Here is a 12,775-nt window from a genome sequence, read left to right on the forward strand (position 1 = left end):
AGAATGATTCGCGTCCTGGTGGCCGACGACCAGGCGATGGTGCGGGAGGGCTTCTCGGCGCTGCTCGCCGCCCAGCCCGACATCGAGGTGGTCGGCTCGGCCTCCGACGGCCGCGAGGCCGTCACCGAGACCAGGAGGCTGGCCGAGGCGGGAATCGGGCCGGACGTGGTGCTGATGGACATCCGCATGCCCGTCCTCGACGGTCTCGCGGCGACCCGGCTGCTGATGGACCTGCCTCGCCCTGCCGACAGCTCGCCGCCTCGGGTACTCGTGCTCACCACCTTCGACCTGGACGACTACGTCTACGAGGCGCTGCGCTCCGGCGCCAGCGGCTTCCTTCTCAAACACGCGCCGTCGGCCGATCTGCTGTCCGCCGTGCGCGTCGTGGCCGAGGGCGAGGCGCTGCTCGCGCCCTCGGTGACCCGGCGGCTCATCGAGGACTTCGTCCGCACACGGCCGGTGGAGCCGCCGCTCCGGGGGCGCCCCGACCCGCTGAAGTCGTTGACGGAGCGGGAGACCGAGGTACTGACCCTCGTCGCCAGAGGCCTGTCGAACACCGAGATCGCCAAGCACCTGGTGCTCGCGGAGCAGACGGTGAAGAGCCACGTCAGCCGCATCCTCACCAAGCTCGGCGTCCGCGACCGCGCCCAGGCCGTGATCGCCGCCTACGAGTGCGGCCTCGTCACGGTCGGTACCTGACCCCTACCCCGGTACGGGTGCAGGCCACCCGGCGACCTCCTCGCGTACCGCCTCGGATTCGCTACCGTCGCGGGGCGATTCATGCCTGCTCACCCTCATAGCGTCCCTTCCGAGCGACCACGAAGCCGGTCGCTCGGAAGGGACGGACGAGGGATCATGCACAGTGGAGGACGAGCCGTCCGACGGGCCCGATCGACGGGCCGCGCCGCGGCCGCGCTGCTCGGCCTGAGCCTGGTGGTCGGCCTCGCCACACCACCCGCGGCGACGGAGGCGACGCCGTTCGCGCCGGACGCCTGGGCGACGGCCGCCTGGGAACGGGATCGATCGCAGGGCACGCCGCTGCCCGCCCCCGACGCCGAACCCGCCGAGGTCGCGGCCTTCTTCGCGGGCGTCGAACCCGCTGAGGCCGCCCGTCTGGCAGCCGCTCACCCCGCCGTGCTGGGACAGCTGGACGGCGCGCCCGCCGCCGTGCGCTACGCCGCGAACCGACACCGGTCGAACCGGTCGACCGCCGTGTCCGGACCCGAGGAGGCAGCCGTCCGTCGGGAGCAGCTGCTGCTGCTCGACGATCGGGGGCGCGGCCGAGTCGCCGTGGTGCTCGGCGATCTGGATCGGGCACGTGCCATCGCGGTGCTCGTGCCCGGCTCCGACGTCGACCTGGCCCGCTTCGCCGAGTCGGAGCAGCCGCTGCGCAGGCCGATGGGCATGGCCGAGGCGCTCCGCGACGAGTTGACGGACCGGTCCCCCGACGACCAGACCGCCGTCATCGCCTGGCTCGGCTATCAGACTCCCGAGGGCATCGGGGTGGACGCACTCGGCGGCCGACTGGCCAGGACCGGTGCCCACGAGCTCACCGACTTCATCGCGGGACTCCGCGCCGCGCACCCCGGCAGACGCGTCAGCGTGATCTGTCACAGCTACGGCGCGGTGGTCTGCGGGACGGCCGCGCCCCGGCTCGCCACCGACGAGCTGGTGTTCCTCGCGGCCCCCGGCGTCCGCGCCGACTCCGTGGCCGAACTCGACACCGAGGCCCGTGTCTGGGCGGGCCGCGGTGACCGCGACTGGATCTCCGCCGTTCCCGCGCTGCGCCTCGGCGATCTCGGGCACGGCGGCGACCCGACGAGCGCGGGCTTCGGTGCCCGCCACGTCCCCACTCGGGACGTGGCGGGGCACGACGGCTACTTCGTGCCGGGCACCGATTCGCTGGCCGCCATGGCCGAGATCGTCATCGGGCGAGCGGAGGAACAGAAGCGCGCCGTGTCCGCCTCAGCCGACACCGACGACCACGCGCGCGGTGCGGACGACGCCGCCGAGACGCTTCAGGCCGGCCGGGCCGACGCGACGCCTGCGGTGGCACGGCGATGACGGCCCGCACTCGAGATCCGCTGATCGACCTCCTCCGGGCGGCCGCGGTCTGCGGCGTGGTGATCGGCCACTGGATGGTCACGCCGCTGACCCCTGGCCAGGACGGTCTGATCGCGAGCAGCCCGTTGGCGACACAGCCGCAGTTGACGCCGCTGAGCTGGGTCTTCCAGACACTCGGACTGCTCTTCTTCGTCAGCGGCCACGCCGCCTCGGCCGGGCGGCACCAGCCCTCGGCCGGGGCGGACTGGTGGCGACGAGTGCGTCGATTCGCGCCGCCGGTGGCGGCCTTGTGCGGGGCCTGGGCGGTGGTGCTCGCCGTCCTCGCCGTGCGCGGCCTCCCCCAGCAGACGGTGGCCACGGTCGCGCAGCTGGTCGTCACACCGCTGTGGTTCCTCGGCGTCCTGCTGCTCCTCCTGGCCGGGACGCCTCTGATGCGACGGCTGGACGACCGCTTCGGCGCCGCCGCGGCTCTGCTGCCCGCGGCGCTCGCGCTGTCGGGAGAAGCGGTCGCCGCGATCTCCGACAGCGGACTCGCACAGGCCGTCGGACTGACCACGGCCGTGACCGTGTGGTGGGTTCCGTGGCAACTCGGCACGGCGTCGGCCGCCGGACGCCGCCCCGGCAGGCTGGCGGGTGCGGCGCTGATCATGGTCGGCGTCCTCGGCATGATCGCCGCCGTGACGGCGTTCGGCTACCCGGCGCCCGCGGTCGGCGTTCCCGGCGCCGAACGCTCCAACCTCGCCCCGCCCTCACCCGTCGTGCTCGCGCTGGCCGTCGCACAGATCGGCCTCGTACTCGTGCTGTGGCCGAGGCTGCGTCGGATCGCCGCGCATCCGATCACCGGACGGGTCGTCGCGCTCGTCGATCGACATGCCTTGGGCGTCCTGCTCCTGCACCAGAGCGCACTGATCGTCGTGAGCCTGGTGGCCGCGCGCGCGGGGGTCGTGCCCGGCCTGCACACCGACTCCGGCGGCCCAGGCTGGCCGCTGCTGCGACTGGTCTGGCTGCCGGTGTTCGCTCTGGTCCTCCTGATACTGCTTCGAGTCGCCGCACTCGCCGCACCGACGACTCGCGCGGGCCGAGACGACGCCTCGGTGCGGAGACGACCGCGCCGAGCACGAGAATCGACGCGCGATCGGGCGGAGACCGAACCCGACCGCGGTCCCGAGAACACAAAGCGGACAGCGACACTGGAATAAGAGTGGATGGGCGCTACGGTGATCCAGTGGCAGGCGCAGACAATCTCCACCAGAAGCGGATCGGCACCACGGAGCGCGAATCGGCCGTGAGCGCCCTGGGCATTCATCTCTCCGAAGGCCGATTGAGCCTGGAGGAGTACGAACAACGACTCACCAACACGATGGACGCGAAGACGAACGGGCAGCTGCTCGCCGTCTTCACCGACTTGCCCGCGCCGCATCCGGTGCTGCCGGGCGTGCCGACCCTGCGGCCGCCGACTCTGCGCGGTCCCTCGGCGCCGCCCGCGACCGACGACGTCGTCTACTCGTCGAAGTCGAAGATCGCCGCAGGGGTGCTTCAGCTCGTCCCGAGCCTCGGCATCGGCCGCTTCTACACCGGCCACGTCGGCATCGGGTTGGCCCAGCTGCTCCTGACACCGGTGTTCGGCATCGGCGTCCTCTGGTGCTGGATCGACGGCATCCTGCTGATCGCCAACGGCGGTCGAGACCGCAACGGGCTCCGGCTCCGCGACTGACCCGTCCCGCCCGGGAGCCGGCGTCGTCCTCAGGCGGGCGCCGCCAAGGCCGCGCCATCCGACGGACAGGGTCGTCCCACGGACAGGGTCATCCGACAGACCCCCAGCACGCCGGGAAGGCGACCTGAGCAGCCCTCGGCGAGGACGGGCCGCAGCGGTCGGTGGCACGGCGAGACTCGACTCGCCGTGCCACCGCAGGCCGAATCAGGACGAGTCCGCCCGGCGTGCCGCCCATCGGGTGGGCCGGTCCGGCCACGGCGCCGTGATGTCCCTGGCCTCGGCGAGACCGGTCAGCACGGCACGCGCCGCCAGCAGCCCGGCCGAGGTGGAGGCGTTGACGATCTCGCCCGCCACCACCATGCGCACCGCCTCGTCCAACGGCACCCGCCGCACCACGAGATCGGCCTCCTCGTCGCCCTCGGCCGCCGTCTCGGCCACCTCGTGCAGGTCGCGGGCGAGGAAGACCCGGACGACCTCGTCGGTGAAACCGGGTGACGCGGCGACGTCGACCAGCACCGACCACCGCGAGGCCGACAGCGCGACCTCCTCGGCCAGCTCACGGCGCGCCGTGTCGACCGCAGGCTCGCCCGCCACGTCGAGCAGCCCGGCGGGCAGTTCCCACAACCGTCGCCCGAGCGGATGCCGGTACTGATGAATCAGCACCACCCGGCCCTCGTCGTCGACGGCCACGATCGCGACCGCGCCGGGATGCTCCACGACCTCTCGACGCCCCGTGCCGCCGCCCGGCATGGCGATCTCGTCGACCCGCAGGGCCATCACCCGACCCGCGTACCGGTCGTGACTGCTCACGACGTCGAACTCGTGCTCGCCCCTGGTCCGTGACACGCCGTCGGAAGACGTGGGCTGCGGGGGCGACGAGGTCATCGCGACGCTCCCGCCTTGCTCGGCGTCGCACCCGACAGCTCCACCGGAAGGCGTTCCTGGGCCTTGTAATCCGCCGCCGCCCGCACGAACGCCGCGAAAAGCGGATGCGGACGCGTCGGCCTGCTCTTCAGCTCGGGGTGCGCCTGGGTGCCGACGAAGAACGGGTGTGCCTCGGCGGGCAGCTCCACGAATTCGACGAGCCGATCGTCGGGGGACAACCCGGAGAACACCAGCCCCGCCTCGGCCAGCCGCTCCCGGTAGGCGTTGTTCACCTCGTAGCGATGCCGATGCCGCTCGGAGACGTCGGTGGTGCCGTAGGCCTTCGCGGTCACCGTCCCGTCGACCAGTCGAGCGGGATAGGCGCCGAGTCGCATCGTGCCGCCCATGTCCCGCTCCCCCGCGACCACGGCCTCCTGATCCGCCATGGTGCTGATCACCGGATGCGGGCAGTCCTCGCCGAACTCGGCGGAGTTCGCCCCGTCCAGTCCCGCGAGGTCCCGGGCCACGTCGATCACCATGCACTGCAGTCCCAGGCACAAACCCAGCGTCGGGATGCCCCGGGTGCGGCCGTGACGGATCGCGCCGACCTTGCCCTCGATGCCCCGGACACCGAACCCGCCGGGGACGAGGATGCCGTCGACGCCCGCCAACGCCGCCGAGGCGCCCGCGTCGGTGTCACACCGGTCCGAGGGCACCCAGACGATCTCCACCTTGGCGTGGTGAGCGAAGCCGCCCGCTCGCAGCGCCTCGGTGACCGACAGGTAGGCGTCGGGCAGGTCGACGTACTTGCCGACGAGCGCGACCCGCACCGTCTCGGCGGGCTGGTGCACCCGGTCGAGCAGATCGCCCCACACCCGCCAGTCCACGTCACGGAACGGCAGGCCCAGCCTGCGCACCACGTAGGCGTCCAGCCCCTCGGCGTGCACGACCCGCGGAATGTCGTAGATCGACCGGGCATCGGGTGCGGCGACCACGCCGTCGACGTCGACGTCGCACATGAGGGCGATCTTGCGTTTGAGGGCCGCCGGGATCTCCCGGTCGGACCGACACACGATGGCGTCGGGCTGGATGCCGATGTTGCGCAGCGCGGCCACCGAGTGCTGAGTCGGCTTGGTCTTCAACTCGCCGGAAGGCGCCAGATACGGCACCAGGGAGACGTGCAGGAAGAAGCAGTTGTCCCGTCCGAGGTCATGGCGCACCTGACGGCAGGCCTCCAGGAACGGCAGCGATTCGATGTCGCCCACCGTGCCGCCGACCTCGGTGATCACCACGTCGGGGGTGATCCCGTTCTCGTCCGGCTCGGACATCGCCCGGATACGGGCCTTGATCTCGTCGGTGATGTGCGGAATGACCTGAACCGTGTCACCGAGGTACTCGCCGCGCCGCTCCTTGGCGATCACCGTCGAGTACACCTGGCCGGTGGTCACGTTCGCGCGACCGGACAGGTCCCGGTCCAGGAAACGTTCATAGTGGCCGACGTCGAGGTCGGTCTCCGTGCCGTCCTCGGTGATGAACACCTCACCATGCTGGAAGGGGTTCATCGTGCCGGGATCGACGTTGAGATAAGGGTCCAGCTTCTGCATGGTGACCCGAAGGCCACGGGCCGTGAGCAACTGCCCCAGGCTGGATGCCGTCAGCCCCTTCCCGAGAGAGGATGCGACTCCTCCCGTGACGAACACGTGCTTGATCGTGCGTGCCTGCAGCACCAAGAGGGCTCCCCGTGGTTCCCGATTCACCGACCGTCACCGGATCGGACTAGCTTCTGGGAGGACGGCGTGATACCGATCCACGGGGTCTTAACGTAACACCACGTGCCACGAACAGCCCACTCACGTGGCCGGAGCGCGGGTCATCCGCCCCCGACGACGACGGCCGCGTCGTCGAAGGGCGCCGCGTCGCTCTCCTCCGCCGAGCCGTCCGCCGGGCCCGAGCCGTCCGCCGGGCCCGTGTTCGCCGGGCCCGCGTCGTCCGCCGATCTCGTGTCCGCCGGGCCCGTGTCGTCCGCCGGGCCCGTGTCCGCCGACCCCGTGTCCGCCGCCGCAGGCGACGCCTCCGGCACGGGCGCTCGAGCGCCCTCGGCGACGCCGTACTGACCGGCTGCTCCCTCGTTCTGCTCCCGCAACGCCAGGACCACCGCGATACGACCGGCAGGCCGCTCCACGTCGTCCACCGTGGACAGGATGTCGGCGACCGCGCGATCGGCCCGGACGAGACCCACCGAACCCTGTCCCGTCGCGGAACCCGCCCGGCCCGCGAGGACCGCCCCGGCACCGGACCGGTCCAGCTGGGCGGCGAGCCGGGCCACCACGGCGGCCCGGTCTCCTGCCGCGTTCGCCGCGCTGACTCCGCCGTCGATGACGACGACGAGCCGCGCAGGCTCGACCTCGCCGCCCGCCTGCACGAAGCCGCCGTCGACCAGCCCGCCCAGTGCCGCGGCGCTCTCCGTCGCGGAGGCCTGCGGCTCATCGGTCTCAGGATCGGTCAGCAGCAGCGCGCCCAGCAGGCCGCCCGCGAGGGTTCCCGGGTCGACGGCGGAGGGCAGTCGGACACCGGCGGGGAGCACCCCGCGGACCAGTTCTCGCAGCTGATCCGCACGAGCCGGGTCGGTGAAGCCGTCGGTGAGCTGGATCTCGCCGGAGACGGTGCCGCCCGCCGCGCCGATCAGTTCGCGCACCGCGTCTCGATCGGCGGCGTCCGCGTCGACCGTGCTGAGCAGCGCCACGCGTTGCCCGTCGAGGCTGCCCGCCACGATCCGCGGCGCGAGGGCGACGGCGAACGCCTCGGCGTCCCTCAGCCGAGCGGCCAGGTCGTCACGCTCGTTCTCCAGATTCGTGAGCTGTTCGGTGGACGACGGCCCGCCGTCGCCGATTCCCGCGAGGAACCGTTCCGCGGCCGTCGTGGAACCCAGGACCACTCCGACGGCCAACGCCAGGAACACCGCGGCCATCGCGACGAAGTGATAACGCAGAGTGATCACGAGAAGAACCCTTTCACCCAGCTGTTGAAATCGGTCAGGCCTTCCACGGCGATCTGCCCGTAGACCGGCGCCAGTCCGGAGACGACCACCGCCGCCGTCAGGACCGTCGCGACGCCCGCCAGCAACAGCGCCACCGCGCCCGAGGTCACCTGACTCCGGTGCAGCACGGACACGGCCTCGGCGTCGATCAGCCTGCCGCCCAGCCGCAGTCTGGTCAGCACCGTCGACGGGTTGGACCCGGTGCGACCCCGGTCCAGGAACTCGTGCAGCGTGGCCTCGCAGCCCACGGCCACGATCAATTCGGCGCCCCGGTCCTCGGCGAGCAGCAGCGCCAGATCCTCCGGATTGACCGTCGACGACACGGTCACCGCCGCCACGCCGAGGTCATGGGCCAGAGCGAGCCCCGGCGCCTCACCCCCCGGCCAGGCGGGCACCACCAGCTCGGCGCCGCAACGCAGCGACTCCACCGAGATCCGCTCGGGATCGCCGACGATGACGTCCGGCCGCAGCCCCTGTTCCCGCAGCGTGTCCGCGCCCTGCTCGACGCCGACGAGCACCGGACGGGACTCCTTCACGAACCGGCGCAGCCGCCGCAGCTCGGCGGCGTGATCCGGCCCCGGCGCGACGACCACCACCCGCCTGCCCCGCAGATCCTCGGTCGGCTCCGGCAGTCCGGCCCCGTCCAGCAGCAGCGCCCGCTCCTGCCGAAGGAACTCCGCCGTGTTCGCCGAGAAGGCCTCCAGCTGCGCCGACATCCCCGCCTTCGCCTCGACGAGCTGGTCGGCCACCGAGTCCGCCGTCTGTTCGACACCCCGACCGACCACCAGCTCGCCGGAGTACAGCACGCCCTCGTGCAGCCGAACCCGCGTTCCGTCCTTGAGGGTGAGCAGCAGATCGTCGCCGACGTCGTCCACCAGCGGGACACCCGCCGACAGCAACACCTCCGGGCCGAGGTTGGGAAATCGGCCGGAGATCGAGGTGGCCATGTTCACCACGGCGGCGACTCGCGCCGACACCAGCGCCTCCGCGGTCCGACGATCCAGGTCGACCTGATCGATCACCGCGATCTCGCCGGGACCGACTCGGCTGAGGAACTCGTCGCCGTGTCGCTCGACACGAGCCACACCGATCACTCCGGGCAGATTCTGCTTACGCCGAGTCAGCAGGCCGGTGAACTTCATTCCCAGATAGTGACAAGGCCGATGGCGCAAAGCAGTCCGGACACGCCGCTCCGCCGGGTCACGCAGGCGACCTCACCCGGACGTGCGGGCTACCTCCCCGTACCGAATGATGCTCGATCCCGGGCAGCCACGGACAGCAACTCCTCGGCGTGGGCCCGGCCGGTCTCCGTCGAGTCCATGCCCGCCAGCATCCTGGCCAGCTCGACGACACGGTCCTCTTCGTTCACCGTGCGGACGCTGCTGCTCGTGATCCCGGAGCCCGAACCCTTGTGCACCACGAGATGCCGGTCCGCATAAGCGGCGACCTGCGGAAGGTGGGTGACCACGACGACCTGGTGCGACACCGCCAGCCGGGCCAGCCGACGCCCTACCTCCACCGCCGCCCGCCCGCCTACGCCCGCGTCGACCTCGTCGAACACCATCGTCGGAACCGGATCGGAGTCGGCGAGCACCACCTCCAACGCCAGCATCACACGGGACAGTTCACCGCCGGACGCCCCCTTCTGCACCGGCAGCGCGGGCGCGCCCTCGTGCGAGATCAGCCGCAGCTCGACCTCGTCCACTCCGTCGGGCCCCGCGTGCACCCGCTGCCCGTCCAACAGAAGCGCCGCCTCGTCGGCGGGAACGGCGGGCCGTCGCGTCACCCCGACCTCGATGCGCGCCGAGGCCATCGCCAAGCCGGCCAGTTCCGCCGAGACCGCCTCACCCAGCTCCACCGCGGCGGCGACCCGTGCCGCACCCACCCGCTCGGCGTGTTCGGCCAGCTCCGTCTCCAACGCCTCTCGACGCCGGGCCAGTTCCCCCAGCGTCTCGTCGGAACCGTCCACCAGCGACAGTCGTTCCCGCGCCTGCGCGGCCCAGGCCAGCACGCCGTCGATGTCGGCGGCGTACTTCCGGGTCAGGGCCTTGAGCTCGGCCTGCCGAGACAACACCCGTTCCAGGCGTGCCGGGTCGGCGTCGAGCCGGTCGAGATACCCACCCAGTTCCGCGCCGACGTCGACCAGGACGGCGATCGCCTCGGCGAGCCGGGGTTCGAGTTCGCGGAGCCGCGCGTCGTCGGCTCCGGTGAGCCGGCGACGGGCTTCGCCGAGCATCCCGAGTGCACCGGGCTGATCCGGATCACCGTCCGCGGCCCCGGTCAACGCCAGCTGCGCGCCGAGAGCCGACCCGCGCAGCTGATCGACATCGGCCAGGCGCCGCGCCTCCTCGACCAGCTCCTCGTCCTCACCGGGCTGCGGGTCCAGCGCCTCGATCTCGGTAAGCCCGTGTCGCAGGATGCCCGCCTCCCTGGCGAACTCCTCGGCCTGCTCGGTGCGCCTGCGCAGTTCCTGGGCGACTCCGAGCCATTCGGCACGGACCCGCCGGTACTCGGCGAGCGGAGCCAGCACCGGCTCGCCCGCGAACCGGTCCAGCACGATCCGCTGCTCCCCCGCACGCAGCAGCCGCAGCTGGTCGTTCTGGCCGTGCACCGCGAGAGCCTGCTCCGCGAGTTGACCCAGCACCCCGATCGGCACCGAGCGCCCGCCCAGATGCGCACGGGATCTGCCGTCGGCGTTCACCGTCCGCACGGCGATGAGGCTGCCGTCCTCGTCGGGCTCGGCACCGACGTCGGCCGCCACCTTCGCGGCGCCGCCCGTGCCTTCGACGCGGAAACGTCCTTCGACCACGGTACGTTCGGCACCCGCCCGCACCCGAGACGACTCCGCTCGCCCGCCGCTGAGCAGGTGGAGACCGGTGACGACCATCGTCTTGCCCGCACCCGTCTCCCCCGTCACCACGGTCAGACCGGAGTGCAGGTGAAGGGTGGCCTCGTCGATGACGCCGAGGCCCTGAATTCGCATCTCGGCCAGCACACCCCGAACCCTATCGCCGTGGTGAGACGACCGGGACCCGTCGGCACCCCTGGAGCTGCCTCGGCGGCCTGCGGCCAGGCCGAGAAGCACAGTGGACGCGACCGGGGCGGTCAGTCGTCGAGAGGACCGCGCCATCCCTGCACCGGAAGCGAGAACTTGCGGGTCAGCCGGTCGGTGAACGCCGCAGGCCGCAATCGGACCAGACCCACGGGCAGATCACCCGCCAACACCTCCACCCGCGCCCCCGGCGGCAGTTCCACGGTGCGACGCCCGTCACAGCACAACACCGCGGGATGCCCGTCGGCGGCGATCTCGACGGCCACCACCGAGGTCCAGGCGACCACCAGCGGCCGAGAGAACAGCGCGTGCGCGTTGCTCGGCAGCACCAGCAGCGCGGGTACCTCGGGCCAGATCACCGGTCCGCCCGCCGAGAAGGCGTAGGCCGTGGACCCGGTAGGCGTGGCGCACAGCACGCCGTCGCATCCGAAGGCCGACACCGGCCGTCCATCGACCTCGACCACGACGTCCAGGATGCGCTCCCGACTGCTCTTCTCGACGCTGGCCTCGTTGAGCGCCCAGTCTCGCGCGATGACCTCGCCCCTGTAGGAGGCGACGATGTTCACCGTCATCCGCTCGTCCACCTGGTAATCACGCCGGACCACCGCACGGACCGCGTCCGCGACATGCTCGGAATCTGCCTCGGCGAGGAAGCCGACCCGCCCCATGTTCACGCCCAGCACCGGAACGCGAGCCGGACGGGCGATCTCGGCGGCCCGCAACAGGGTGCCGTCGCCGCCCAGCACGAAGACCAGTTCCACCCCCTTCGCCGCGTCCGGCCCCGGTTCGACGACGCGGTCGTAGCAGTTCGCGTCCAGGTCCGGTGCCTCGTCGGAGAGAACCCGAAGCCTGATGCCTGCGTCGGCGAACATCGCCGCCGCCTCGTGCGCGATCCGCCTGCCCGCCTGCCGTCCGGTGTGGACGACCATCAGCACCTCGCGGGTCATCGAGGCCCCTCCCGCACGGCCGCGCGGACGGCCTGTTCGATGTCGTCGGGCTCTCCCGGCGTGTCGGCGGGAGCGGCGGAGCCGTCGGCGGGCGGCGGCCCCGCGACGGCATGTCCTCTTCTCAACCAGAGGAAGTACTCGACGTTGCCCGCCGGGCCGGGTAGCGGGCTCGCCACGACGCCGCGGAAGCCCAGACCGTGGCTCTCGGCCACCCGGATCACCTCCACGACCGCATCGACGCGGGCCGCCGGGTCCCGCACCACCCCGCCGGAGCCGAGCCGAGCCCGGCCGACCTCGAACTGCGGCTTCACCATCGGGAGCAGGTCCGCGCCCGGCGCGGCGCAGGAGGCCAGCGCGGGCAGGACGAGCCGCAGCGAGATGAAGGACAGATCCGCCACGATCAGATCCACCGGGCCGCCGATCACCTCGGCATTCAGAGCACGGACGTTGGTCCGATCCAGCACTCGGACCCGGTCGTCGGTCCGCAGCCGCCAGACGAGCTGGCCGTAGCCCACGTCCGCCGCCACCACCTCGGCGGCGTCCCGGCGCAGCAGGACATCGGTGAAGCCGCCCGTCGAGGCGCCCGCGTCCAGACAGCGGCGACCCGCCACGCTCAGCCCCGCCTGCTCGAAGGCGTCCAGCGCCCCGATCAGCTTGTGCGCGCCGCGCGATGCCCAGCCCGGGTCGTCCTCATCGGGCTGCACGAGGACGGGTGCGTCGGTCTCCACGGCGGTGGCAGGCTTGCGCGCCACCATCCCGCGGACCACGACCCGCCCCGCGTTGACCAGCTCGACCGCCTGCTCACGCGACCGCGCCAGCCCCCGACGCACCAGCTCGGCGTCCAGCCGTACCCGTCGTGCCACGATCAGATCCGATCGATGCCGCTGAGGGCGTCGCCGAGCGCGGCGTGCACCGCGTCGAAACGGGCGACGTGTGCGGCGGTCGCCAGCTCGTCCAAGCCGTCCAACAGCCGGATCGCCTGTTCGACCTCGGCGATCGCGTTCGCGTGGTCGGCCGCCGCATCCGACTCTGACTCGCGTCTGGTCGACAAGACCATCGGGTTCGGGCGCTGGTCCGCGTTCATCCGATCCGCTCGT

At 72.1% G+C, this 12,775-nt stretch carries 12 protein-coding genes; 4 read left to right on the forward strand and 8 right to left on the reverse strand.

Annotated features, from left to right (window positions below; genetic code table 11):
* Window positions 1-3 precede the first annotated feature (3 nt).
* The 4 genes from AHOG_RS19085 to AHOG_RS19100 all read left to right on the forward strand — a co-directional run bounded on the left by AHOG_RS19085 (window position 4) and on the right by AHOG_RS19100 (window position 3,778).
* Window positions 4-699, forward strand: a complete 696-nt coding sequence (locus AHOG_RS19085) for a response regulator transcription factor (protein ID WP_093942566.1) — start codon at window positions 4-6, stop codon at window positions 697-699.
* 156 nt (window positions 700-855) lie between these two features.
* The gene (locus tag AHOG_RS19090; RefSeq protein WP_093942567.1) at window positions 856-2,064 is read left to right on the forward strand and encodes an alpha/beta hydrolase; all 1,209 of its coding nucleotides are present in this window, start codon (window positions 856-858) and stop codon (window positions 2,062-2,064) included.
* Window positions 2,061-3,263: an acyltransferase family protein gene (locus AHOG_RS19095; protein ID WP_093942568.1), complete on the forward strand. Its 1,203-nt coding sequence runs from the start codon at window positions 2,061-2,063 to the stop codon at window positions 3,261-3,263. The genes AHOG_RS19090 and AHOG_RS19095 overlap by 4 nt, the downstream gene beginning before the upstream one ends.
* 26 nt (window positions 3,264-3,289) lie before the next feature.
* Window positions 3,290-3,778: a DUF1707 domain-containing protein gene (locus AHOG_RS19100; protein WP_093942569.1), complete on the forward strand. Its 489-nt coding sequence runs from the start codon at window positions 3,290-3,292 to the stop codon at window positions 3,776-3,778.
* Window positions 3,779-3,982: 204 nt separating this feature from the next.
* Here the strand turns inward: AHOG_RS19100 and AHOG_RS19105 are convergent, their stop codons facing one another.
* From AHOG_RS19105 to AHOG_RS19140, 8 genes are all read right to left on the reverse strand, one after another.
* Window positions 3,983-4,663, reverse strand: a complete 681-nt coding sequence (locus AHOG_RS19105) for an NUDIX domain-containing protein (RefSeq protein ID WP_093942570.1) — start codon at window positions 4,661-4,663, stop codon at window positions 3,983-3,985.
* Complete coding sequence (locus tag AHOG_RS19110; protein WP_376700058.1) at window positions 4,660-6,369, reverse strand: CTP synthase; 1,710 nt, start codon at window positions 6,367-6,369, stop codon at window positions 4,660-4,662. Before AHOG_RS19110 ends, AHOG_RS19105 begins: the two co-directional genes overlap by 4 nt.
* 143 nt (window positions 6,370-6,512) lie before the next feature.
* The gene (locus tag AHOG_RS19115; RefSeq protein ID WP_093942571.1) at window positions 6,513-7,640 is read right to left on the reverse strand and encodes a copper transporter; all 1,128 of its coding nucleotides are present in this window, start codon (window positions 7,638-7,640) and stop codon (window positions 6,513-6,515) included.
* Window positions 7,637-8,821, reverse strand: coding sequence for a putative cytokinetic ring protein SteA (steA, locus tag AHOG_RS19120; RefSeq protein WP_093942572.1), 1,185 nt, complete (start codon window positions 8,819-8,821; stop codon window positions 7,637-7,639). The genes AHOG_RS19115 and steA overlap by 4 nt, the downstream gene beginning before the upstream one ends.
* An 89-nt stretch (window positions 8,822-8,910) precedes the next feature.
* Window positions 8,911-10,662, reverse strand: a complete 1,752-nt coding sequence (gene recN / locus AHOG_RS19125) for a DNA repair protein RecN (protein ID WP_093944610.1) — start codon at window positions 10,660-10,662, stop codon at window positions 8,911-8,913.
* 122 nt (window positions 10,663-10,784) lie between these two features.
* A complete protein-coding gene (locus tag AHOG_RS19130) occupies window positions 10,785-11,678 on the reverse strand; it encodes an NAD kinase (protein ID WP_093942573.1) in 894 nt (297 codons plus the stop codon).
* Window positions 11,675-12,541 carry a TlyA family RNA methyltransferase gene (locus AHOG_RS19135; RefSeq protein WP_093942574.1) on the reverse strand — a complete coding sequence of 289 codons (867 nt, stop codon included), beginning with the start codon at window positions 12,539-12,541 and terminating at the stop codon, window positions 11,675-11,677. The genes AHOG_RS19130 and AHOG_RS19135 overlap by 4 nt, the downstream gene beginning before the upstream one ends.
* A 2-nt stretch (window positions 12,542-12,543) precedes the next feature.
* Window positions 12,544-12,762, reverse strand: a complete 219-nt coding sequence (locus AHOG_RS19140; protein WP_093942575.1) for a hypothetical protein — start codon at window positions 12,760-12,762, stop codon at window positions 12,544-12,546.
* Window positions 12,763-12,775 lie beyond the last annotated feature (13 nt).

It is taken from the genome of Actinoalloteichus hoggarensis, assembly GCF_002234535.1.
In the GTDB taxonomy this organism is placed as follows: domain Bacteria; phylum Actinomycetota; class Actinomycetes; order Mycobacteriales; family Pseudonocardiaceae; genus Actinoalloteichus_A; species Actinoalloteichus_A hoggarensis.